This window comes from Winogradskyella sp. SM1960 (assembly GCF_020179375.1).
Lineage (GTDB): Bacteria > Bacteroidota > Bacteroidia > Flavobacteriales > Flavobacteriaceae > Winogradskyella > Winogradskyella marina.
The window spans coordinates 156,991-182,301 of record NZ_JAICBG010000003.1 but is presented as its reverse complement, the minus strand read 5'-3'; the positions used below and the strand labels follow the sequence as shown (position 1 = coordinate 182,301).

The window sequence follows — 25,311 nt, the reverse complement described above, 5'->3', positions numbered from 1 at the left end:
CTGAGGTGTTGTATCTCCAAAAGTTTCGAGTGAATCGTTTTAGATAGTGCTATCCTTAATTACGTTTTTATAAAAAGGTATAAATAAAAAAAGAGACACTTTTCAGTATCTCTTTCTTGAGGTGTCGAGCGGATTCGAACCGCTGTAGATGGTGTTGCAGACCACTGCCTAGCCACTCGGCCACGACACCTTATTAATAATCCCAATAAATTTATTGAGAGCGCAAATATAAAAATTATATATGTTTTAGCCTAAATAGGTTTGCTTTTTTCGCTTTTGACTCATTTTAATCGTAACCATCTCAACGTCACCACCAATTGGAGGATTTATTTTACTCACTGCAACTGTGGCTTTTGTTATTATAGAAGATTCTTTAAAAACACGGTTTAAAATACGCTTAGCAACCGTCTCTAAAAGTTTAGAAGGTATAGCCATTTCGTCTCTAACGACTTTATTTAAAAACACATAATCTACAGTATCACTGAGTTCGTCTGTTTTTGAAGATGTTTTTAAGTTCGCTTTTACTTTTAAATCTACCCGATAATCACTACCAATCGCTGTTTCTTCTTTTAAACAACCATGATTAGCAAATACCCTTATATTTTCAACTTTTATTATTCCCATGAAACAAAAATAATATAAAAGATATTAGACCGCTTCGCTTTTAGAACCTAGAACAAAGACTAAATTGTAACTCATTGATAAATAGATGTTAATTATTTAAAAATTCTTTTATGCTTCTTTAAAACCTCACCTATTTTAAAATAAATTTTCATAAATTATGAGGAATTAATTTCTTGATGAATCTGCCTTACTTTCTACTAATTTGAATGTTACGCGTATTTCTTTGAGTGACGTCGGTTATGGTCACTGAGTGTAGTCGAAGTGACATTCATGAGAAAGAGTTAAAATCATAATAATCAAATAAAGACAAAATGTTATCAGTTACCACTAAATAAGTCTTTATTCTAGGTTCTAACAGCGAAGCGGTCTTAAGTCTATATTCTTAAACCTGCTAACTTAATTCGTAAATAAATCAAAAATATTACTCAAAGCACCAGTCTTAGCCTTATAAAACTCAGTATAACTACATTTTTTACAAGTTACAGAGCTAAATTTCTTATTCTGAATATCAAATATTTTAGACCACCTTCCACCTGTGGCTCTCATTTCGCTTATATCATAAGTCGTATTATGGCATTTAGGACATTTATAATTCATAATCTATAATCGTTTTTTGGTTCATACTATCAGTCTAAAATGATGAATAAATGTTACATTTTGTTTAATTTTACCCACGATTTAGTGATGTAGGATATTTGTCTCATTCCTAATTCCTATTACCTAATGCCTATAAAGATGTCAGAAGAAAAAAAATCACTCAATTTTATTGAGCATATCATAGAAGAAGATTTAGCAAACGGTTTACCAAAAGAGAAGCTACGTTTTCGTTTTCCACCAGAACCAAATGGTTATTTACACATTGGTCATACCAAAGCCATTGGTATTAGTTTTGGATTAGGTGAAACTTATAATGCACCTGTTAATTTAAGATTCGACGATACCAATCCTGCAAAAGAGGAGCAAGAATATGTCGATGCTATTAAAAAAGACATCTCGTGGTTAGGTTATCAATGGGAAAATGAATTGTACTCGTCTGATTATTTTCAGAAGTTATACGAGTGGGCAGTTCAAATGATAAAAGATGGAAAGGCGTACGTTGATTCGCAATCGTCTGAAGTGATGGCAGAACAAAAAGGGACACCAACACAAGTGGGAACCAATAGTCCATACAGGAATCGAAGTGTTGAAGAAAATTTGGAATTATTTGAAGGCATGAAAGCCGGAAAATTTCCAGCTGGTACACATTTATTGCGTGCTAAAATCGACATGGAAGATCCAAATATGTTAATGCGAGATCCTATTATGTATCGTATTATGTTTGCAAAACACCACAGAACTGGTGACGATTGGTGTATTTATCCAATGTACGATTGGACGCATGGCGAAAGCGATTATATAGAACAAGTGTCGCATAGTTTATGTTCATTAGAATTTAAACCGCATAGAGAGCTTTATAATTGGTTTAGAGATCATGTTTATGATTATGCAAAAGACAAGTTACCAATGCCTCCAAAACAACGCGAATTTGCACGCTTAAATCTCAGTTATACCATAATGAGCAAGCGTAAATTATTGCGTTTGGTGGAAGAAGGTATTGTATCGGGTTGGGACGATCCACGTATGCCTACCATTTCTGGTTTACGTCGTCGTGGTTATACACCAAATTCTATTCGAAAATTTATTGAAAAGGTAGGTGTTGCTAAACGCGAAAATGTCATTGATGTATCACTTTTAGAATTTTGTATTCGTGAAGATTTAAACAAAACAGCTAATCGTGTTATGGCGGTTTTAGATCCTATAAAAGTAGTGATTACTAACTATCCTGAAGACAAGGAAGAATGGTTAGAAGCCGAAAATAATCAAGAAGATGAAGCCGCTGGTTATAGAAAAGTGCCATTCTCAAGAGAAATTTATATCGAAAAAGACGATTTTAAAGAAGAAGCAGGCAGTAAGTATTTTAGGTTAAAACTTGGTGGTGAAGTTCGATTAAAAAACGCGTATATCATCAAAGCGAATTCAGTGGTTAAAGATGCCAATGGAAACATTACAGAAATCCATTGTACTTATGATGAAGACACCTCTAAAAAAGTAAAAGGCACCTTGCATTGGGTATCTATAAAACACGCCATTACAGCCGAAGTTAGAGAATACGATCGTTTGTTTATGCACGAGTCGCCAGATAGCCAAAAGGATAAGGATTTTATGGCATTTATAAACCCAAAATCTTTAACTATAAAAACAGGTTATTTGGAGCCAAGTTTAGCAGAAGTTGAAGTAGGTGAGCGGTTCCAGTTTCAGCGTTTAGGTTATTTTAATGTCGATGATGATTCTACAGCAGAAAAATTGGTATTTAATAAAACGGTTGGACTAAGAGATAGTTGGGCAAAACAAAAACCTAAACCTCAAAACAATCAGAATAAACCTAAACCACAACAGCAGAAGCGCTCAGCTATTAGTGTTATTCAACAATTTGGAAAGAAATACACTAAATTATCTGATGAAAAGCAACAAACAGTTAAGGCAGAGATACAAGAGCTAGCTAAAGAGGTTTCGTACGATGATTTAGAGCCGTTATTTGGCACAGCTGTAAAAAAAGCAGGTACACGTATCGTAACTTTAATTGCGTTAAAGGTGTTGCTTAAAAATGGCTTAGAGAAAAATGACGCTATTAATGAGTTTATAGATAAAGCAAAAGCGGATAAAAATGATGTTTTAGTAGCTGAAGCAGCTGAGATTTAACATTTCATTGAGAGCTATTCGCTGTGTATTTTTGTATATTAGGCTAAACCGATTAAATTATGAAAAACACAGATATATTAGCAGAAATTTCATCAGTCACTAGAGATATTGAAGACAATTACCCTGAGCTTCAAAAATATTTAAGCGAAACTAGAAGTACATTACCTAACGGTTCTAATAACGAAGCAAGCTTAGATAAAAACGATTTAGAGAAATACCTCAATGAGCTAAAGGAAATTAGAGATAAATATAAAGAAAAACATTAGAGCGTAAAACCAGAAGTTTTATAACAAACTTATGTACTTCTAAAAAGCAAAAACCTCGAAAATTATTTTCGAGGTTTTTTTATTAATCGTCTATAGGTTCCATTTTTAAATCGTCTTCCGGAATCTCTAATGAGGTTTTAAAATCAGGAAGAATTTGTTGTGTTAAAGCGTCATTCTGTAATTGTTTGGCTTCAATAAACCACCAGTAATTATCGGTTTCATTATAAATTCCTAAAAGGTAACTTTTTGAAGAAATACGTTGATTAGACATTACCATTTGATTGTAACCTTCTACAACGCATCTAAACTGTCCTTGTTCTTTAACTATTTCAGATACACCAATAATATCTGCTTTTTCAAACACAAAACCTTGTGCTTTCATACCTTCAAAAGTAGCCTCAATAACTTTTAAAGCTGCGTCTTTGCCTCCCATCATGTCTAATACAGACGGAAGCGTGTGTTTAAGAACGGTTTTATAATCCATTTCTAAGGTTGCCGTAGATGTAATTTTAGCATCTTTTAATGCATCAGCTTTAGTTTGAGAAACTACACTTAGACTTGTTGCTATACTTACAAATAGCACTAATCTTTTTAATTTATTCATCATTCTTTTTTTTCTCTTTTTGAGCTTTCATAGCCTCACCAATTTGATTACTTGCTGTAAAACTAGCCACCATATCGTTTAGCATTTGGCTACCAGCTTGTGGTGAATTAGGTAATAGTATTAAGTTACTATTGGTTTCTTGTCCTACGGCTTGTAATGTATCATAATGTTGCGTTACAACAATTAAAGCAGAGGCTTCTTGCGAGTTAATACCAACACGGTTTAAAACATCAACAGACTCTTCTAAACCACGAGCAATTTCGCGTCGCTGGTCAGCAATACCTTGACCTTGTAAACGCTTACTTTCAGCTTCAGCTTTTGCTTTTTCAACAATAAGAATACGCTGTGCATCACCTTCATATTGTGCCGCTGTTTTTTCTCTATCTGCCGCATTAATACGGTTCATAGCTATTTTTACTTGTGGATCTGGATCAATATCAGTTACTAATGTTCTTATAATATCAAATCCGTATTCCATCATAGCATCATTTAATTCTGCTTTTACAGCTAAGGCGATATCGTCTTTTTTAACAAAAACATCATCCAATTTCATTTTTGGTACTTCAGCACGTACGACATCAAAAACATAACTTGTAATTTGTTCATGCGGATAATCTAACTGATAAAAAGCATCATAGACACGTTCTTTGATTACTCTATACTGTACAGAAACCTTTAGTTTTACAAAAACATCGTCTAAAGTTTTCGTTTCTATAATAACATCGAGTTGTTGAATTTTTAGACTTAATCGTCCGGCAATTTTGTCTACTAACGGAATTTTAAGTTTTAATCCAGAATGCCTAATACTATGAAATTTACCAAAACGCTCTACAATTGCAGCAGTTTGCTGTTTTACAACAAACAGACCTGAAATCACAATAAAAACACCCAATACTATAATTGGAACTAAGAAAAAATCACCCATAACTTGTTATTTAAATTAATAATATAATCGTTTAAAAATAACTTATTTAAAGCACAAGTCCTAAGTTAAAAGTATTTAGTACGAGCTTTTATATGTAAATGGAAAAGAGTCGTTTTTAAATGGTCTTCATTAAAGCTTCAATACGTTTCACAGTTTCAGCCTTTCCAATCATAAACATAATATCAAATACATCAGGACCTTGTAATGCACCAACCAAAGCCAATCGTAATGGCATCATTACTTTTCCAAAACCAATTTCATTTTCAGTAATCCAGCCTTTTGTTTTGGCTTGTAAATTTTGAACTGTAAATTCTGAGGTTCTTGTCACAATGTTAATAACCTCTTGAAGCAATGCTGGAGTTTCATCTTTCAAAGCTTTTTTAGACGCTTTTTCATCATAAGACGTTGGAGCGGTAAAAAAGAAATGACTTAAGTCCCAAAAATCTTGAACAAATGTGGCGCGTTCTTTTATTAAACCAACAACCAAGGCAATATAATTAATATCGATTTCTGCCAATTCTGGTTGAAGGGCTTTAAACTGTTCCGCTAAATCTAAATCTAATTGCTGTTGCATATAAAGATGATTAAACCACTTGGTTTTATCCGGATCAAAACGTGCACCTGCTTTATGTACTTTTCCTAAATCAAATTCTGAAATCAATTGTTCTAGGCTAAAAATCTCTTGTTCTGTTCCAGGATTCCATCCTAAAAACGCTAAGAAATTAACTACAGCTTCCGGAAAATAACCATCCTCTTTATAACCTCTTGAAACGGTTTCATCTGGTGCTGTATACTCTAATGGAAACACAGGGAATCCCATTTTATCGCCATCACGCTTGCTTAATTTTCCTTTACCTGTTGGTTTTAAAATTAATGGTAAATGCGCGAATTCAGGCGCTTTCCAACCAAAACCATCATATAATAATTGATGCAAGGCTAAAGATGGTAACCATTCTTCACCTCGAATCACATGTGTAATTTCCATTAAATGATCATCAACAATATTCGCCAAATGATAGGTTGGCATGCCATCGCTTTTAAACAAAACTTTATCGTCTAAAATATTCGTATCAATCTTTATATTTCCACGAATAATATCAGTAAGATGTAAGGTTTCATCTTGAGGCGATTTAAAACGAATCACATAATCATCACCGGCTTCAATTTTAGCTTTAGTTTCTGTTTCTGTTAACACTAAAGAGTTAACTAAACGTCCTTTTTCACGGTTATGCCAATTATAAATAAAGGTTTTGCCTTCTGCTTCATGAGCTTTGCGTTCAGCATCTAATTGTTCAGCGGTATCAAACGCATAATAGGCTTTGCCTTTTGCAATTAATTGATCCGCATATTGCTTGTATAAATGCTTGCGTTCACTTTGTCTGTATGGTCCAAATTTTTCGTTTATTCCAGGACCTTCGTCAACAGTAATGCCACACCAATTTAAGGATTTCACAATATAATCTTCTGCACCTTCAACATACCTATTTTGATCGGTATCTTCAATTCTTAGTACAAAATCACCATTGTGTTTTTTAGCGAATAAATAGTTGAATAAAGCGGTTCTAACACCACCAATATGTAATGGTCCTGTTGGACTTGGTGCAAAGCGCACACGTACGTTTTTAGACATAATAGTAAACTCTCAAAGGGTTTGTTATTCTGAATTTATTTCAGAAAATCATTAATGCACAAAGATAGTTTGATAAGATTTTAGAACAAAGAAAAAAGAGCAAAGAGGTTAGATAATAGAAATTAGACTAACAGAATATAAATACAGTTTTAATTTTATAAAGAATTAGAAATACCAATGCATTCACGAAAACCGAATTAAAACATAAAATGTGGATGCGTAATTTCTGAACTAATCGTTTTGATGTTTTTTGGCTTGTTTTACCCTTAGCAAAGTTGAAGGGTTATGTATCAAGTCAACTGCGAAACTTATCATGAGTTCATCTCTATATAATTGAAACGGCCAAATAGAATGAATATAATAAGTAAAAATTTCAACTTGAATGTGATACCATGAATCAAGACGATTTTTAGTTAGATCGCAAATTAATTACTTATCATAGTCTTAGGTACGCGCTTATTCATAATCTTAAACCATAATGGAGGCACCATGGCTAACACCATAGACGTTGGATAGCCATAAGGCATTTGTGGACTTTCATCATGGCAATCTAAAATCTGATATTTTTTAGACGTTTTATAATGATGGTCGCTGTGTCTGGTTAATTCGTACAACACAATTCTGCCAATAACATGATTAGAGTTCCAAGAATGTATTTCTTTTACACGCTCATACCGTCCAGATTTTGTTTTTAATCGCAATAAACCATAATGTTCAATATAATTCACGGTTTCGAGAAGTATAAACCCAACTATTCCTGCAAAAATGGCGAATATTAAACCTGAAATTCCAAAAATGACGACGACGACTATGACATAGCTAATTTGAATAAAAACATACCAAAACATGTCATTTTTAAGCGAAAAGAAGTGTTTTTTGTTGTTTTTAAGCAATTTTAGTTGAATTTTCCATGCATTAAAATATTGTCTTAGAGTTGATGTGAACCAAAAGGAATACACACTCTGGTTATATTTAGCAGTCGCAGGATCTTCAGGTGTTGCGGCATGTAAATGATGTCCAAAATTGTGTTCAATATAAAAGTGCATGTAAAAAGCGGGTAGAAGTAGCGCTTTACCTAAATATCGTTCGTTGGTGGTTTGTCTGTGACCAAGTTCGTGAGCGACATTAATACCATTGACACCCAAAACAATTCCTACGGAAAAGATAATACCGACAAATTCATAGGTTTGCAACACTGAAAATGATGTGGTAAATAAGCCATAAATAACTAAACCATAAACAACAGGAAGGTTTAAATATAATAACCAATCAAACAGTTTTTGTTTTAATTTATTGTCGGCTTCATCAGGCTTTAAATTATCAGTATCTACTGGAAAAATAAGTTCTAAAATAGGAATACATAAAAACGCAAAAATAGGTGTTGCCCAAACCCAATAACCTTTTAAAAATAGACCTAAAAATGCCATAACAGGAATGGAAAATGCAGCGATGTATTTAAGGTCTTTCATGGAATTTTATTAATCTTGAAAACACTGGAAACGGTTTTTTAAGGTGTGTAAAGTTCAATTTCCACTCAATTTAACACTAAAATCCTCTAAATTAACAGAATCTTACCAATTTTCCCGAAATTGCATTTAAAATAAAATCGTAGTTTAGGCAGTTATTAGCTATGAGTCGTTAGTACTGAGTCTTTAGCTTTTAGTTCTGAGCTATGAGAAATGTGTATTGAAACATTAGAAAAAAGAGATACAGAAACAGAGAAGGACTAGAGTAAGCAATGTTAGAAAATTACAATTAATGTACTAACTTAATAAACGAAAATAAAAAGATTGTAAAATACCAAAGTTCGGACAAAGTCGGACACAACGATTTTCAGAAATAATGAGCCAAAATCGTTGTTAATTTACAAAATCAAGGATTGGAACGTAAATTTTATAAAGTACAAAACGTATTAATTCATCAGCGAATGGTGCTTGCAATTTCCTAATAAATCGTTTTGATTTTTTGGTTCGTTTTGTATCAAGACAAAATGAACAGAGAAATAAGAGAAAATAATAAATGAGTAATTTCGAAACCATAAAACAAAAACTAGAACAGTTCATAAAACGGTATTACACCAATGAACTACTAAAAGGCGTCATACTATTTTTCGCTGCTGGTTTATTGTACCTCATGATTACTTTATTTATAGAATACGTACTATGGCTAAACCCAACAGCAAGAACAATTTTATTCTGGACATTCATCGCCGTAGAATTAGCACTTTTCGTAAAATTTATAGCCATTCCATTAGCGCATTTATTCAAGCTACGACAAGGCATCAATTTTGAAACAGCCTCTAAATTAATAGGAAGTCATTTTCCAGAAGTCAACGATAAATTGTTGAATGTTCTTCAATTAAATCAAAATCCACAACAATCGGATTTATTACTTGCCAGTATAGAGCAGAAGTCGCAAGAACTACAACCTATTCCTTTTAAGTCAGCCATTAATTTTAAGTCGAATACCAAATATTTAAAATACGCAGCCATTCCTATTGCTATTATATTATTATCATTCGCCACAGGAAAAATTAACTGGTTTAGCGACAGTTACGAACGCGTTGTAAATTATAAAACGGCCTACGAGCCACCAGCACCATTTCAGTTTTTTGTATTGAATGATAATTTACAAGCAATTGAAAATAAAGACTTTAAGTTGAATGTGTCAACCGCAGGAAACGTCATTCCTGAGAATGCACAAATTAAATTCAACGGTCAATCGTACTTTTTACAACAAGTTGCACCAGGTGAATTTCAATACACTTTCAGTCTGCCAAAAGAAGCTATAGAATTTACATTATCTGCAAATGATGTCACCTCAAAACCATACAAACTGACTGTGGTTAACACACCAAATTTGGTCAATTTCGAAATGGTTTTAGATTATCCATCACACACCAAAAAGCAAGATGAGGTTTTAAAAAGTACAGGTTCTGCTGTTATTCCAGAAGGCACAAATGTCACGTGGAAAGCAAAGACAAAATCTACAACTGGAGTTCAAATTTATGCTGAAGACACCTTGCGTTTTACATCCAATGACAAAGGTAATTTTGAAACTACCAAACGACTTTTTAAGAATTACAATTATAGCATTACCACAAGTAATGAGGATTTAAAAGATTACGAGAATTTAGCTTATAACATTAATGTAGTTAAGGATACGTATCCAGAAATGAAGCTTAAAGTTCAAAAGGACTCCATAGATCAACAAAGCCTTTATTTCTATGGACAAGCGAGCGATGATTATGGCTTAACGAAGCTACAATTGGTGTATTACCCAACGGAAGATGAATCTAAAAAAGTAGTTGAACCCATTGCGATTTCAAAATCAAATTTTAGTGAGTTTGTAAGTGCCTTTCCAAATCAGTTTAATTTAGAAGACGGAGTGAGTTACCAACTCTATTTTGAGGTGTTCGATAATGATGTCCTTAATAATTATAAACGCACAAAAAGTGCAACATTCAGTTACCGAAAACTAACTAAAGACGAAGAAGAGCAGAAGCAACTCAATGAACAAAACGAAACCATAAAGGACATTAGTAAAACTTACGATAAACTTCAAGAACAAGACAAAAAGCTTGAAGAAATTTCCAAAACTCAAAAGGAAAAAGAAAAGCTAAATTTTAATGACAAGAAGAAATTTGAAGAGTTTTTAAAACGTCAGAAAAATCAGGAACAGTTGATGAAAAATTTCAACAAGAAACTGCAAGATAATTTAGAAGAATTTCAAAACGAAGATAAAGAAGAGGATCAATTTAAAGAAGACTTAAAGGAACGATTAAAAGAAAATGAAGAGCAACTAAAAAAAGACGAAAAGTTACTCGAAGAGCTTGAAAAATTACAGGATAAAATTAATAAAGAAGAGTTCACTCAAAAACTTGAAGAATTAGCCAAGCAAAATAAAAATAAGAAACGCAGCATGAAACAACTCTTAGAGTTGACAAAGCGTTTTTACATGATGAAGAAAGCTGAAAAAGTAGCAAATGCTTTAGAAAAATTGGCTGAAGAACAAGAAAAATTGTCAGAAAAAGAGCAGGATAATACTAAAGAGGCTCAAGAAAAATTGAATGAGGAATTTGATAAACTTCAAAAGGATATTGAAGAGTTACAACGTGAAGATAGACAACTTCAAAAGCCAATGAATCTTCCGAGAGATGAGTTTTTAGAAGATGAAATAAAATTCGATCAAAAGGAAGCTAAAGAAGCCTTAGAAAAAAAAGAAGACAACCAATCTAAAGGGAAATCACAAGAAGCTCAAGAGCAGCAAGAACAGGCTAAAGAAAAGCAAAAGAAAGCGGCTAAAAAGATGAAGCAAATGAGCGACATGATGAAATCGTCTGGTGGAGGTGGTGGTTCTGGTGAGCAAATGGCGGAAGATATTGATGCATTACGTCAAATATTAGAGAATTTGTTACGCTATTCGTTTGATCAAGAAGACCTTATGAATACTTTTGAGAGTATAGGTATTAATAATAATAAGTACGGAAAATACATTATTGAACAGAGCAATCTAAGATCGCATTTTGAACACATTGACGATAGTTTATTTGCCTTATCATTAAGGCAACCCAAAATTTCAGAACAAGTAAATTCTCAAATTACTGACGTCTATTTTAATATAGACAAAGCGCTTGATTTATTAACAGAAAACAGACTTTATCAAGGTGTTGGTGCGCAGCAATATGCTGTAACCGCTACCAATGAATTAGCCAACTTTCTAAGTAATGTTTTAGATAACATGGAAATGTCTATGAACCCATCACCTGGTCAAGGTGAAGGTGGAGAACAGCTACCAGACATTATAATGAGTCAAGAAGAACTCAACAAACAAATGGAGGAAGGTGTTAAGAAGAGCCAAAAAGGTAAGGAAGGTGAAGAAGGAAATGAAGGCGAAAAACCTGGATCTGAAGGAGAAGAAGGTAAAGATGGTGAAAAAGGTAAAGAGGGTGAAGGTGAAAAACCTGGTGAATCAGGTAAATCTGGTAAAGAAGGTCAAAGTGGTGAAAGCGGTAAAGGAGGACAACAGCAAGGTCAACAAGGTGAAGGTGGACGATCTGGTGAGAATGGAAAACAAAATGGTGAAGGAAACCAAAGTGGAAAGGGTGGAAAAAATGGTAAAGATGGCCAAAATGGAGGTGACGGGAACGATGGACAAGGTGAGCAAAATGATGGTTATGGTGAAGGTGGAAGTGAGGAACAAAATGGTGAACTCTTTAAAATATATCAGCAACAACAACAATTACGTCAAGCTTTAGAAGATCGATTAGTTAAAGATGGAAAGATTCAGTCGGCTGGTCAATTGATTAAACAAATGGAGGATATTGAACTCGATTTGCTAAACTCTGGGTTTACAAATCAAACGCTTCAGAAGATGATGGATTTGCAACATCAGTTATTAAAATTAGAGAATGCAACCTTTATGCAAGGTCAAGACTCTAAACGTAAGTCTGAAACGAATACAAAAGAATTTAATCAAACAAATCCAAGTCAAATACCAACGGCGAAACAATATTTTAATACCATTGAAATTTTAAATCGTCAAGCACTACCTTTGCAGAATCATTATAAGAAAAAGATTCAACAGTATTTTAAGCAGAGCGATGATTAGTTTTAACTACGAAACCAATTTTAATTTAGAAAATGAAAGTGATTTTTCTAAATGGATTACCGAGACTATTTTAGAGGAACACTGTAAGGAAGGTGAGATTAATTACATCTTCTGTTCAGATGATTATTTACATCAATTAAATGTCGATTTCCTAAATCACGATACCTTAACAGATATTATTAGCTTCGATTACTCAGTAGGAAAAGAACTACATGGTGACATTTATATTTCTGTAGATCGTGTTAAGGAAAATGCTCAAGAGTTTAATACGAGTTTCGAAGATGAAATGGCACGTGTAATTATTCACGGTATTTTGCATTACTGTGGTTATAAAGATAAGTCAGAAAGTGATGAAAAATTGATGCGATCTAAAGAAGATTACTACTTAGAAAAACGAAATTAGAAGCTAGCTTTTCATTGTATATTTGCAAGCTAGTTATTTTACAAATAAGTGTTCCACGTGGAACAAAAAGAAATTAAGATATGTTTAATGAAGTTTATGATGTTATTGTAGTTGGAGCAGGACATGCTGGAAGTGAAGCTGCAGCGGCTGCTGCAAACATGGGAAGTAAGACATTATTAATTACAATGAACCTTCAAAATATTGCTCAGATGTCTTGTAATCCTGCTATGGGAGGTATTGCAAAAGGACAAATTGTAAGAGAGATTGATGCGCTTGGAGGTTATAGCGGTATTGTTTCAGATACGTCTGCTATTCAATTTAAAATGCTGAATAAATCTAAAGGACCTGCTATGTGGAGTCCAAGGGTACAATCTGACAGAATGCGTTTTGCTGAAGACTGGAGGTTGTTATTAGAGAACACTAAAAATCTCGACTTTTATCAAGAAATGGTTTCAGGACTGCTTGTTGAAAATCATAAGGTGGTTGGTGTTAAAACATCTTTAGGAATTGAAGTAAAAGCTAAAACGGTTGTACTTACAAATGGAACGTTTTTAAATGGTTTAATTCATATTGGTGATAAGAATTTTGGAGGGGGAAGAGCAGGAGAGAGAGCAGCAACCGGAATTACGGAACAACTTGTAAATCTTGGTTTCGAATCTGGAAGAATGAAAACAGGAACACCACCAAGAGTCGATGGAAGATCCTTAGATTTTTCTAAAATGATTGAACAGCCAGGTGATGAAATCCCTGAAAAGTTTTCCTATTTAGATACCACAAAACCTTTAACGGAACAACGCTCTTGTCATATGTCTTATACAAGTGAATTAGTACACGATTTGTTGCGCGAAGGGTTTGATCGTTCACCTATGTTTAATGGTAGAATTAAAAGTGTTGGACCGCGTTATTGTCCTTCGATAGAGGATAAGATAAATCGATTTGCAGACAAGGATAGACATCAATTATTCGTAGAACCTGAAGGTTGGAATACATGCGAATATTATATTAATGGGTTCTCTACATCCTTACCAGAAGATGTGCAGTTTAAAGCATTACGTTCTGTTGTAGGTTTTGAAAATGTAAAATTCTTTAGACCTGGATATGCAATTGAATACGATTATTTTCCGCCAACACAATTAAAGCATACTTTAGAAACAAAGCTAGTAGAGGGTTTATATTTTGCTGGACAAATAAACGGCACTACTGGATATGAAGAAGCCGCTTCTCAAGGGTTGATGGCAGGAATAAATGCAAGTTTAAAAGTGCAAGAAAAGGAGGCTTTTACATTACAAAGAGATGAAGCTTATATAGGTGTTTTAATAGATGATTTAATAACGAAAGGAACGGAAGAGCCTTATCGTATGTTTACCTCAAGGGCAGAATATAGAACCTTATTAAGACAAGATAATGCCGATTTTAGGTTAACTCCAAAAGGTTATGATTTAGGATTAGCTTCAGAAAAACGTCTAAAACGGATGGAAGAAAAGCAATCACAATCGGATGCTTTTGTTCAGTTTTTTAGAAACACAAGTGTGACTCCAGAAGAAGCAAATCCTGTGCTAGAATCTAAAAATTCGTCACCGGTTAAGCAGCAGGATAAGATGTTTAAATTGTATGCAAGACCCAATATTACGATAGATGATGTTAGACAATTTGAAGCTGTAGAAGATTATATTCAATCTCATAATTTGGATAGGGAAGTTATAGAGCAAACAGAAATTCAAGTAAAATATGCGGGTTATATTGAAAAGGAAAAGAACAATGCAGACAAATTAAATCGATTAGAAAACTTAAAGATTCCTTCAGATTTTGACTATTTAAAATTGAAATCGATGAGTATTGAAGCACGACAAAAATTAAATAAAATTCAACCTGTAACCATTTCTCAGGCTTCTCGAATTAGCGGAGTTTCACCTAATGATATTTCTGTTTTGTTGGTTTATTTAGGACGTTAATTCCTACGAAAGTAGAAATTTCATGATTAAAATTTTAATGTTCCACGTGAAACAATTATGATAAAAGGATTGAAAAACACCCATCAAAGGGGGTAATTTACCAAATCAGAATTGAGTGCATTGAAAAATTCATTCTTCAATTTGAAATAAGATTTTTATCCTAGACCTATAAAGTTTCTTAGAACGATTGTCCCCTTGAGGGGACTTTAGGGGTGTTAGTGAAGAATGAATTATTATAAAAAGTTTACAATTATATTGTTCGAAAATTTGGTGCATTATGTTTGTAAATTGAAACAGATGTTTTTTGTTAGGATGAAAAAATATTTGCTATTTATTATTGGTTTTAATTTTATTGTTAGTTGTGCCAAACAAGAAAAGGTGCCTCTTAATGAAAGAGTAGAAGAATTTCGAGTATCTGAGTGTAGAAGCGATTATGGCTTAGATTCAATAGGAATTCTCACTAAAAAAATTGAAAATAAAAACCTGAAAGTATCATTAGGTTATGTTTTAAATTGTTCTTGGGAACAAGCTTATTTCAAAAACATTACTGAGAAAAATGACACATTGATTGTAACATTAGACCGACCTCATTCTGAAGATGGACAATATCCATTAACTTCGTGTGATTGTTTCTTCTATTTCGATTTTGTTGTTAGGGATTATGATAAATTACCAAAAGCAATTCGTGTTGTTGATATTTTTACAGAAGATAAGTTTTGGGATGAAACGGCAATTTTTAAAACTGAGATAGAAGAGATAATCATTGAATCTAATTAAACCCAACATACTTTTTCCGTGCCAAAACAAAACCCAACATATCTAACACTAAAAGACCATTCTGTTTCTAAAGAAGAGTTTCAATTATTACATAATTCTGAACTCGATATGCTAGAAACGTTTCCGCAACCGAAAGGTGAAAAATTGTCTGAATATTACAAAAGTGAAGACTACATTTCGCATACAGATACGAAGCGAAATTTATTAGAATTGGTGTATCATAAAGTGAGAGAAATTTCCCTAAAACGTAAATTGAAATTAATCAATTCGTTTCAGTCAGAATCAAAATCACTTTTAGATATTGGATGTGGAACAGGTGATTTTTTAGAAACAGCTTTAAAAGATAATTGGAAGATTACAGGAATTGAGCCTAACGAAAGTGCAAGGCAAATTGCGAATTCTAAAACCAATAATGCTGTTTTTGAAACCGAAGAATTAGCAAAACTAAAACCCAATAGTTTTGATGTAATTACCCTTTGGCATGTGTTAGAACATTTACCAGACTTAGAAATGCACGTGGCATTATTTAAATCATTATTAAAGCCAAATGGCACTTTAGTAATTGCAGTTCCTAATTATAAAAGTTATGATGCGGAATTCTATAAAAACTTTTGGGCAGCATATGATGTGCCGAGACACTTATGGCATTTTTCAAAAAGATCTATTTCTGAATTATTTAAAAAAGAACAGATGCAATTGGTAAAAACCTTACCAATGACATTTGATGCCTATTATGTCTGTTTACTTTCTGAAAAATATAAATCTGGTTTTATGAATCCGATTAAAGCATTTTGGGTTGGATGGCAGTCAAATCGCAAAGCCAAGCGATCAGGAGAGTATTCTTCGCATATTTACGTGCTAAGGAACACTAATTCTTAAATTGAAAGCATCTGTCTTTATGTTATAGTTATGAACAAGCTATAACAACAGAAAAAACTAAAACGCCCTTAAAACGCTTTATTTTGCGTTATTTTTAATAGGTTTTAGGAATAATATTTATTAATCACTATTGAAAACATCAATAGTTAAAAAATTCCACGTAACACGCACTATCTTTTATACATTTGCAAAAATTAAATTTAAACATAACCATGAAAGTTTATAGCTTTCATTAATAATTAAACATCAGAAATAAAATGAAAAAAATAATTTTAGGTTTAACAGTTTTGATTGCAGCAGCATCTTGTCAAGAACAACAAAAAATTGGATTTATTGATAATGGAGAAGTGAGTGATGCCTATCAAATGAAAATCGACATCGAAAAGAAGTTTGAAACGCAAAATGATGCCTTTACGAAACGAAGAGATAGTATTGCTCAGGTTTATCAAATGGAAATGCAATCTATTCAACAGCGTTTGGGTTCTATGTCGCCACAAAAACAACAAGAAGAATCACAAGTATTCTCTCAGAAGTGGCAACCAATTCAGCAACAAATGCAAATGCAACAACAGCAAATGGAACAAATGTTTCGTACAGAAATGGATTCTGTAATTTCTCAAATGAACAAGTTTGTTGAGTCTTATGGAGAAAAAAATGGCTACACATTTATATTAGGAAAAAACCAAGCCGGAAGTGTATTGTATGGTAAAGATGTTAATGATATTACAGATGAAGTAACGGATGCCATAAACGAAGAATATAACGGAAAAGATGCTACAAAAGAAGAAGCAACTGAGGAAGCATCTACAGAAGAATAATCTAATATTTATTTAGATTTTACTAAGCCAAGCCTAAGACGCTTGGCTTTTTTTGTGCAATAAACGGGTTAATTTAATGGATAAGTCTGTCAGTACAATCTTAGAATTTCCGTTACGCTCAATATGATATATCGCATCTTGCAATTCATCCGAAATCTCTAGGATATTAGAATCATGTACAAAAGGAGCAAAGTTTTCGAGTTTAAAGTCCTCAGATTTTGGCTCTAAATAAACTAATTCTTCAGCCTTATAGTTAAGTAATAATGCTTGTCTAAAATAACTTAAGCAGAAATTGAGAAATTTCTTTTGAGTTTCACGTCCTGTTTTAGCAATTTCATTAGACCACGAAATTAAATCGTGAATGGCAGCTTTATTTCCTCGCGCTTTAAATGCTGAACGAATCCAAAATACAAACCATTTTTCAAATTGAATATCTTCACTATCGTGATAAATTAAATCACATGCTTTATTATAGTTTCCATTAGATTGTTGTGCAATTTTGATGGCAACCGATTCTTCTATATGGTAATTTCTCACTAAAGCTTCCGTTATAGCGTCTTCTGCCAAAGGAGGAAAGTGCAAAATCTGACAACGCGACTTAATGGTACTAATAATTTGTTCTTCATCTTCAGCAATAAGCACAAATATGGTATTCTCAGGTGGCTCTTCAATAAGCTTTAATAGCTTATTGGCACTCGCTATATTCATTTTTTCGGCCATCCAAATTATCATCACCTTAGAGCCACCTTCATAAGACTTTAAGGTTAATGCTTTTACAATTTCAAGGGCTTCATCTACACCAATTTGCCCTTGTTTGTTATCTACACCTAAAAGTTTGTACCAGTCAAAAAGGTTTCCGTATGGTTGTTGGTCTAAAAGTTGGCGCCATTCTTCGAGATAATATTTTGAAACGGGCTTGCTTTTTACTTTATCGCTCGTTGTCACCGGAAAGGCAAAGTGCAAATCTGGATGCGAAAAATTCTTAAACTTTAAATTACAAGACTCGTTTCCACCACTGTTTTCGCCATTCTTGTTGCCACACAATATATATTGCGCATAAGCCAACGCCATTGGTAGCGTACCAGAACCTTCAGGACCAACAAATAATTGTGCATGGGCAATTCTGCCAGCATCTACACTTGTAGTCAAATGATTTTTAATATGTTTTTGTCCTAAAACCTTAGAAAATTGCATAAAGCAAAACTATATAAAAAATTTCTGTTTCTAATCTTTATATTTGTGTTTCAAAATCAAAAATAAAAAATGAAGACACTTAACGATTTTAACTTTGAAGATAAAAAGGCATTAATACGCGTAGATTTTAATGTACCATTAAACGATGATTTTCAAGTTACTGATGCAACGCGAATTATATCGGCAAAACCAACTATCATAAAAATTTTAGAAGATGGCGGAAGTTGTGTTTTAATGTCGCATTTAGGACGTCCAAAAGGTGTGCAAGATGAATTTTCATTAAGACATATAATTCCTAAAATTGAAGATATTTTAGGAGTAGAAGTGAAATTTGCTAGCAATTGTGTAGGATCTGAAGCAGAGGAAAAGGCTAACGCATTACAACCTGGTGAAATATTATTGCTTGAAAATTTACGTTTTCATGAAGAAGAAAAAGATGGAAATAAAGATTTTGCCGAACAATTAGCAAAACTAGGAGATATCTATGTAAACGATGCCTTTGGTACAGCACACAGAGCCCACGCTTCTACAACTATTGTGGCAGAGTTTTTTCCAGACAACAAATGCTTTGGAAGCCTTTTAGCTCAAGAGATTGAGAGTATTAAAAAAGTTTTAGAGGATGGTGAAAAACCCGTGTTAGCAGTTCTTGGTGGAGCAAAAGTATCTTCTAAAATTACAGTGATAGAAAACATTTTAGATAAAGTAGATCATTTAATTATTGGAGGAGGAATGACCTTTACCTTTATTAAAGCACAAGGTGGAAAAATTGGAGATTCTATTTGTGAAGATGATAAAATGGACTTGGCTTTAGATATTTTAAAGCAAGCCAAAGCAAAAGGAGTTACAATTCATTTACCAGTAGATGTTATCGCAGCAGATGATTTTAGTAATACTGCAAATACTCAAACTTGTGATGTAACTCAAATTCCAGATGGATGGCAAGGTTTAGATGCTGGACCAAGATCTAGAGAGATTTTTGACGACGTTGTAAACAAATGTAAAACGATACTATGGAATGGTCCTTTAGGTGTTTTTGAATTAGAAACGTTCTCTAAAGGTACTATCGCGCTTGGTGATTCTATTGCAAATGCAACCAAAAATGGTGCGTTTTCTTTAGTAGGTGGAGGCGATTCTGTTGCAGCCGTGAAACAATTTGGTTTTGAAAACAAAGTAAGTTACGTAAGTACTGGAGGTGGAGCTATGTTAGAAAGCTTAGAAGGTAAGACCTTACCAGGAATCGCTGCAATATTGAGCTAAAAGGCGAAAAAAATAGTCAATATTTCTAAACTTAATTGTGTTGGTTATCCTTTTTTAGGTCGTATACTTTTGCGTTATGATGGTATTGATAATGCTTTTGAATATGTTGCAGAAGGAGATGCTAGGCAAGACGTGGGAACAATAAATACCACTACAGGAGAGTTGTTAAAAGAAGGGATTCAAGGAGAACTACATTCTAAACATTCTCATTTTTTTATTTTTCTCCTAATTAACCAACCTATATTTTAGATTTAAATTAATGTTGTTTTAATATGCTACGAGTTATAATATTATTTTTTGGTACAATTGTTTTTGGAGCTACTGTGGTGGCACAAACCAAAACGGATAGTATTGTAAAAAAATCTTCAGAAGTTGTATCAACAAAAGATTCTGTTTTAGACGGCAATCTTTTTCAATCTGACAATAAGATTGAGGCCATTATAGATTCTTTAGATATTACCAATATTAAAGACTTACCAGAAGCTGCAGAACTCGATAAAAAATGGTTAGATGAATTGTATAGTAACTCGCTTTTCGATACGATTTACAAATCCGTTACTGAATTAGACTATGAGCCCGTAGACTATCCAGAGCTTCCAACAGATACATTAAAAGCAAGATTAGCACGTCTTAATGCAAGAACGCCGTTTAATGTAGAATACAATACTTCTCTAGAGAGTGTTATAAAAAGTTACTTAAAACACAGGCGCAATTCGCTAGAGCGGTTAATGGGTTTAAGTCACTTTTATTTCCCGATGTTTGAGCAAGAATTTGACAATCACAACATCCCTTTAGAGATGAAATATTTAGCGATTGTAGAATCTGCATTAAAACCAAGAGCACGTTCTAGAGTTGGTGCAACAGGGCTTTGGCAGTTTATGTATGGCACCGGAAAAGAACACAACTTGGATGTCAGCAGTTATGTAGACGATCGTAGCGATCCCATTAGATCTACCACAGCAGCTGCAGAATATTTAAATAGAGTCTATCGTATTTTTAACGATTGGGATTTAGCTTTAGCGGCTTATAACTCAGGACCTGGTAATGTAAATAAAGCAATTAGACGCTCTGGTGGATCTAAAAATTATTGGAATATTCGTCATAATTTACCACGAGAAACGGCTGGTTATGTACCTGCGTTTTTAGCCACTATGTATATTTTTGAATATGCTGAAGAACACGGATTTAAGCCAGAGCGACCGCCTTTTCAGCTCATACAAACGGATACAGTTCATGTAAAACAAATGATTTCGTTAGGTCATGTGTCTGAAGCCACAGGTATAAAAATTGAACAATTACAGTTTTTAAATCCAGCGTATAAATTAGATATTATCCCAAAGGTGGAAGGTAAAACCTATACCTTGCGTTTGCCACGTGAAGCAATTGGTACATTTGTAACTCATGAAGATAAAATTTATGCGTATGCAAATGCGGAATTTGCTAAGCGTGAAAAACAATTACCAAAAGTTGTTAATGCCGAAACTAAAATAAGATATCGTGTAAGAAACGGAGATTATTTAGGAAAAATTGCTAGAAAGTATGGTGTTAGAGTGAGTCAGCTAAAACAATGGAATGGACTTAGGAGTAACAACTTAAAAATAGGTCAACGATTAACTGTTTTTCCTAGAAACCATGGTGTGTCCAATGCCTCTGCACCAGTTAAAAAAGTAGTAAATGCAGAAGGAAAACAAACCTATACAGTAAGGTCTGGAGATTCACTTTGGTCTATTTCTCAAAAGTTTTCTGGAGTTACTGTTCAAAATATTAAAGATTGGAACGATATTAGTGGTAATAAACTCAAAATTGGAAAAACACTAATTGTGTCTAAATAATAAACCAACAAAAATTATAAACTTATGAAATCACTTTACACTGTATTATTTTGTGTGTTGTTATTAGCCTGTGGAGATAAAAAAGAAGATAAAACGATTTATTTACCGGCTTCTAATGGTAATTTAAATACAATTTCTATTGTTGCTGATAATATTGTTTGGGAAGGAGAAGTAGGCGAAGAGGTTCGAAATATTTTTGCTGCACCTTTAAATGGACTACCAACAGATGAGCCTATCTTTAGCATGAGACAAATTCCGACGCAGGTTTTCGATGGTTTTGCCGCACGAAATAGAATTGTTCTTAAAATTGAAAAAGGAGATATAGAATCTACCACTAAAATTGTAACTAATGCTTTTGCCAAGCCGCAAACTGTTGCTGTAGTTGGCGGTAAAACAGACAAAGAGATTATTGCTCAACTGAAAGAAAATAAAGCCAAAATAATCGATGCATTTACTAAAGAAGAGGTAAAAGAGAAGCAAAGACGTATTAAACTATCATTGTTAGATGATACAGCGATGGAAACTAAATTAGGCATAACGATCAATATTCCTGACGCCTACAGAATTAGTAAAGCTGATGATGATTTTTTCTGGATTCGTAAAAATATAAAAAACAATAAAACTATTGAGTTAATGCTTTATGAGGTTCCTTTTGAAACTATTTCGGTAAGCGACAGTACCATTGTTGATATTATTAAAATGAGAGATGAGATTACCAAATCTAAAATTCCGGGTGAAGATGGCATTTATATGGCTGTTGAAGATGCTTATGCACCATCGCTATTTGAAACCATAATAGACAACAAGCCAGCCTTTGAAGTAAGAGGTATGTGGGAAATGAGAGGTTTCACTATGGCAGGACCATTTATAACTTATGCTATTGAAGATAAAATAAACAACCGTTACTTAATTGCAGATGGTTATGTATATGCACCATCTTTAAACAAACGAGATTATATTTTTGAATTAGAATCGATTATTAAATCGATAACTATAAACTAATACAATAACACGTCGTTATTAAACCCAAAAAAGGTCATCTAAAAACATAATAGTTTTAGATGACCTTTTTTATTCTCAATGGGTCAAAGCCCATTTTACTTAGTTATTGTTTTCTTTAGTATCAGCAGATTCGTCTTTGCTAGCGTCCTTAAATTCTTTAATTCCGCTTCCTAACCCCTTCATTAATTCCGGAATTTTTTTACCACCAAATAATAAAAGAATTGCAAGCCCTATAATAACCCACTGCCATGGACCAACAAATAAAGGTATAATGCTTAAATTCATAATTTTTTAATTTAGACTGCAAAGTTAAGTAATTATAGTTTAATAATAGCGTTGTTATAGCAACTTTAAGACTTTATCATGAGACTATTTGAGTATTTTAACTAATTTTGTTTTGATGGCAAAAAAGAAAATAAAAGAAAAGAAATTCACAAAAAAATTACTTCATAAGTACCGTTTAGTTATTCTAAATGAGGATACTTTTGAAGAACGATTTGCCATTAAGTTAACACGATTAAACGTTTTTATATTATCATCGCTTTCTGCAATTTCATTGGTGTTTTTCACGGTATTGTTAATCGCTTTTACACCGTTAAGAGAGTATATACCTGGTTATTCATCGGCAAAACTGAAAAAGAAAGCTACAATCCTCAATTACAAAACCGATTCGTTGGTTCAAGAATTAGAATTGAATAAACGTTACTATGCATCTATAAGAAAAGTATTAACAGGTGATGTTGCAACTTTAGATTTTAATCGCGATTCTATAATCGAAGCAGCAAAAAATGATCTCGATATTTTACAAGTACCAACAAATAGAGAAGATTCACTTTTAAGAGAAAAAGTAGCCAAAGAAGATAAGTATAATTTGTTTGAAGTAGCAGGAGATCAATCGAGTTACATTTTATTTCCACCTGTAAATGGTACGATTTCAGAAGGTTATAACTTAGAAGAAAAACATTTTGCTGTAGATGTTGTGGTGCCAGTTAATACACCAGTGAAAGCCACTGCAGATGGTACTATAATTTTTGCCGAGTGGACCGTAGAAACCGGTTATGTGGTCATTATAGAACACAACAGGGAATTAATTTCGGTGTATAAACACAATTCGGCAATCACTAAAACACAAGGAGATGTTGTAAAGTCTGGTGAAGTTATTGCTATGTCTGGAAATGCTGGAGAACTAACTACAGGTCCACATCTTCATTTTGAATTATGGAGTAAAGGATATTCTATAGACCCAACTAATTTTATCAATTTTGAATAATGCCTTCATTTAAAGCTGCTCTTTCTAAACCCTTTGCTAAATTTATAGCAAAACGTATTCAAAAATGGTCATCTAAACCTATTGAAACGCAACAAAACGTTTTTGAAAATTTAATTTCTCAAGCTAAGCATACGGCTTTTGGTAAAGATCATAATTTTGATTCCATTACAACGTATGAAGACTTTCAAAAAAATGTTCCTATAAGAGATTACGAAGAATTAAAACCTTATGTAGAACGTGTTGTGGCTGGCGAAGAAGATATACTTTGGAAAGGCAAGCCAATTTATTTTGCAAAAACCTCTGGAACAACCTCAGGAGCAAAATACATTCCGATTACCAAGGAAAGCATGCCAACACATGTTGAAGCGGCAAGAAATGCCATTCTAATGTATATTAATGAAACAGGCAATTCAAAATTTGTAGATGGTAAAATGATTTTCCTTCAAGGAAGTCCTATTTTAGAAGAACAAAATGGTATAAAACTCGGAAGATTATCTGGTATTGTTGCACATTATGTTCCTAAATATCTTCAAAAAAACAGATTACCAAGTTTAGAAACTAACTGTATAGACGACTGGGAAACTAAGGTTGAAGCCATTGTAGATGAAACTATAAATGAAGATATGAGTATCATTTCTGGTATTCCATCTTGGGTACAAATGTACTTTGAAAAACTGATTGAAAAATCAGGAAAAAACGTTGGTGATCTTTTTAAAAACTTCAACCTTTTCATATTTGGAGGAGTTAATTACGAACCCTACAGAGCTAAATTCGAGAATTTAATAGGTCGAAAAGTAGATAGTATTGAATTGTATCCTGCTAGTGAAGGCTTTTTTGCATTTCAAGATAAACAAGGAGAAAAAGGGATGTTGCTGCAACTCAATTCTGGTATGTTTTACGAGTTTGTAGAAGCCGAGCATTTCTTTGATGAGAATCCAAAACGGATTACCATTGCAGATGTAAAGTTAAGCGTAAATTATGTCATGATTATTTCTACTACCGCAGGACTTTGGGCCTACAATATTGGAGATACTATTCAGTTTACATCACTAAAACCATATAGAGTGATTGTAAGCGGACGCATAAAACATTTTATTTCTGCCTTTGGAGAGCATGTGATAGGAAAAGAAGTGGAACAAGCCTTAAAAGAAGCTACAGAAAACACATCAATTTCTGTAAATGAGTTTACGGTTGCACCTCAAATAAGTCCGGAAGAAGGCTTACCATATCACGAATGGTTAATTGAGTTTGAAAACGAACCAGAAAACGAAGCGGAATTAATTGAAGCATTAGAACAATCCTTACAACAACAAAACAGCTATTATTTAGATTTGATTAAAGGGAAAGTTCTTAGACCATTAAAGGTGACAAAAATTAAAAAAGACGGCTTTCAAACCTATATGAAATCGATAGGAAAACTAGGAGGCCAAAATAAAATTCCAAGACTTGCTAACGACAGAAAAATTGCAGATCGTATGCATCAACTAAAATTAATCAAATAAGCCTATATTTGTAGGTCAATTTAAGAT

21 protein-coding genes and 1 tRNA gene are annotated in these 25,311 nt (G+C 33.3%); 13 read left to right on the top strand and 9 right to left on the bottom strand.

The annotated features are described in order from the left end of the window. Positions 1–119 precede the first annotated feature (119 nt). The 3 genes from K1X16_RS09675 to K1X16_RS09665 form a co-directional block, all read right to left on the bottom strand. Positions 120–190 (bottom strand) — tRNA-Cys (locus tag K1X16_RS09675). A gap of 56 nt (positions 191–246) precedes the next feature. Continuing rightward, positions 247–624 carry a dihydroneopterin aldolase gene (folB, locus tag K1X16_RS09670; protein ID WP_195870313.1) on the bottom strand — a complete coding sequence of 126 codons (378 nt, stop codon included), beginning with the start codon at positions 622–624 and terminating at the stop codon, positions 247–249. A 396-nt stretch (positions 625–1,020) separates the two neighbouring features. Further along, on the bottom strand, positions 1,021–1,221 hold the full coding sequence (locus K1X16_RS09665; RefSeq protein WP_225035941.1) for a zinc ribbon domain-containing protein: 201 nt from the start codon (positions 1,219–1,221) through the stop codon (positions 1,021–1,023). A 138-nt stretch (positions 1,222–1,359) separates the two neighbouring features. On the opposite strand from K1X16_RS09665, the gene K1X16_RS09660 reads away from it, so the two are divergent. Next, positions 1,360–3,363, top strand: a complete 2,004-nt coding sequence (locus K1X16_RS09660; protein WP_225035940.1) for a glutamine--tRNA ligase/YqeY domain fusion protein — start codon at positions 1,360–1,362, stop codon at positions 3,361–3,363. 59 nt (positions 3,364–3,422) lie between these two features. Further along, entirely contained in the window at positions 3,423–3,629 is a 207-nt protein-coding gene (locus K1X16_RS09655) for a hypothetical protein (RefSeq protein WP_195870310.1), read from the top strand. Positions 3,630–3,711: 82 nt separating this feature from the next. Here the strand turns inward: K1X16_RS09655 and K1X16_RS09650 are convergent, their stop codons facing one another. From K1X16_RS09650 to K1X16_RS09635, 4 genes are all read right to left on the bottom strand, one after another. After that, positions 3,712–4,233: a hypothetical protein gene (locus tag K1X16_RS09650; protein ID WP_225035939.1), complete on the bottom strand. Its 522-nt coding sequence runs from the start codon at positions 4,231–4,233 to the stop codon at positions 3,712–3,714. Continuing rightward, positions 4,226–5,158 (bottom strand): SPFH domain-containing protein, encoded by a 933-nt coding sequence (locus tag K1X16_RS09645; protein ID WP_195870308.1) that lies wholly within the window; start codon positions 5,156–5,158, stop codon positions 4,226–4,228. Before K1X16_RS09645 ends, K1X16_RS09650 begins: the two co-directional genes overlap by 8 nt. Before the next feature lie 115 nt (positions 5,159–5,273). Beyond that, complete coding sequence (gene gltX, locus K1X16_RS09640) at positions 5,274–6,788, bottom strand: glutamate--tRNA ligase (protein WP_225035938.1); 1,515 nt, start codon at positions 6,786–6,788, stop codon at positions 5,274–5,276. 425 nt (positions 6,789–7,213) lie between these two features. Beyond that, entirely contained in the window at positions 7,214–8,257 is a 1,044-nt protein-coding gene (locus tag K1X16_RS09635) for an alkane 1-monooxygenase (RefSeq protein ID WP_225035937.1), read from the bottom strand. A 550-nt stretch (positions 8,258–8,807) separates the two neighbouring features. On the opposite strand from K1X16_RS09635, the gene K1X16_RS09630 reads away from it, so the two are divergent. From K1X16_RS09630 to K1X16_RS09605, 6 genes are all read left to right on the top strand, one after another. Continuing rightward, a complete protein-coding gene (locus K1X16_RS09630) occupies positions 8,808–12,398 on the top strand; it encodes a DUF4175 family protein (RefSeq protein WP_225035936.1) in 3,591 nt (1,196 codons plus the stop codon). Further along, a complete protein-coding gene (gene ybeY / locus K1X16_RS09625) occupies positions 12,391–12,801 on the top strand; it encodes an rRNA maturation RNase YbeY (protein ID WP_225035935.1) in 411 nt (136 codons plus the stop codon). Before K1X16_RS09630 ends, ybeY begins: the two co-directional genes overlap by 8 nt. 80 nt (positions 12,802–12,881) lie before the next feature. Further along, on the top strand, positions 12,882–14,753 hold the full coding sequence (mnmG, locus tag K1X16_RS09620) for a tRNA uridine-5-carboxymethylaminomethyl(34) synthesis enzyme MnmG (RefSeq protein WP_225035934.1): 1,872 nt from the start codon (positions 12,882–12,884) through the stop codon (positions 14,751–14,753). A 324-nt stretch (positions 14,754–15,077) separates the two neighbouring features. Next, positions 15,078–15,530: a hypothetical protein gene (locus K1X16_RS09615; RefSeq protein ID WP_195870302.1), complete on the top strand. Its 453-nt coding sequence runs from the start codon at positions 15,078–15,080 to the stop codon at positions 15,528–15,530. Between the two features lie 18 nt (positions 15,531–15,548). Beyond that, complete coding sequence (locus K1X16_RS09610; RefSeq protein ID WP_225035933.1) at positions 15,549–16,409, top strand: class I SAM-dependent methyltransferase; 861 nt, start codon at positions 15,549–15,551, stop codon at positions 16,407–16,409. A gap of 257 nt (positions 16,410–16,666) precedes the next feature. Beyond that, positions 16,667–17,227 (top strand): OmpH family outer membrane protein, encoded by a 561-nt coding sequence (locus K1X16_RS09605; protein WP_195870300.1) that lies wholly within the window; start codon positions 16,667–16,669, stop codon positions 17,225–17,227. 33 nt (positions 17,228–17,260) lie between these two features. On the opposite strand, the gene K1X16_RS09600 is transcribed toward K1X16_RS09605, so the two are convergent. Then, complete coding sequence (locus K1X16_RS09600; protein ID WP_225035932.1) at positions 17,261–18,421, bottom strand: ATP-binding protein; 1,161 nt, start codon at positions 18,419–18,421, stop codon at positions 17,261–17,263. A 69-nt stretch (positions 18,422–18,490) separates the two neighbouring features. Here K1X16_RS09600 and K1X16_RS09595 point away from each other — a divergent pair, with 69 nt between their 5' ends. The 3 genes from K1X16_RS09595 (at position 18,491) to K1X16_RS09585 (ending at position 22,512) form a co-directional block, all read left to right on the top strand. After that, positions 18,491–19,678, top strand: a complete 1,188-nt coding sequence (locus K1X16_RS09595) for a phosphoglycerate kinase (protein ID WP_225035931.1) — start codon at positions 18,491–18,493, stop codon at positions 19,676–19,678. A 272-nt stretch (positions 19,679–19,950) separates the two neighbouring features. After that, positions 19,951–21,510 (top strand): LysM peptidoglycan-binding domain-containing protein, encoded by a 1,560-nt coding sequence (locus tag K1X16_RS09590; RefSeq protein WP_225035930.1) that lies wholly within the window; start codon positions 19,951–19,953, stop codon positions 21,508–21,510. A 24-nt stretch (positions 21,511–21,534) separates the two neighbouring features. Further along, positions 21,535–22,512: a DUF4837 family protein gene (locus tag K1X16_RS09585; RefSeq protein ID WP_225035929.1), complete on the top strand. Its 978-nt coding sequence runs from the start codon at positions 21,535–21,537 to the stop codon at positions 22,510–22,512. A gap of 99 nt (positions 22,513–22,611) precedes the next feature. On the opposite strand, the gene K1X16_RS09580 is transcribed toward K1X16_RS09585, so the two are convergent. After that, positions 22,612–22,797: a twin-arginine translocase TatA/TatE family subunit gene (locus K1X16_RS09580; protein WP_195870295.1), complete on the bottom strand. Its 186-nt coding sequence runs from the start codon at positions 22,795–22,797 to the stop codon at positions 22,612–22,614. A gap of 115 nt (positions 22,798–22,912) precedes the next feature. On the opposite strand from K1X16_RS09580, the gene K1X16_RS09575 reads away from it, so the two are divergent. Continuing rightward, positions 22,913–23,782 (top strand): M23 family metallopeptidase, encoded by an 870-nt coding sequence (locus K1X16_RS09575; RefSeq protein ID WP_225035928.1) that lies wholly within the window; start codon positions 22,913–22,915, stop codon positions 23,780–23,782. Then, on the top strand, positions 23,782–25,284 hold the full coding sequence (locus K1X16_RS09570) for a GH3 auxin-responsive promoter family protein (protein ID WP_225035927.1): 1,503 nt from the start codon (positions 23,782–23,784) through the stop codon (positions 25,282–25,284). The genes K1X16_RS09575 and K1X16_RS09570 overlap by 1 nt, the downstream gene beginning before the upstream one ends. The last annotated feature ends 27 nt before the right edge of the window (positions 25,285–25,311 follow it).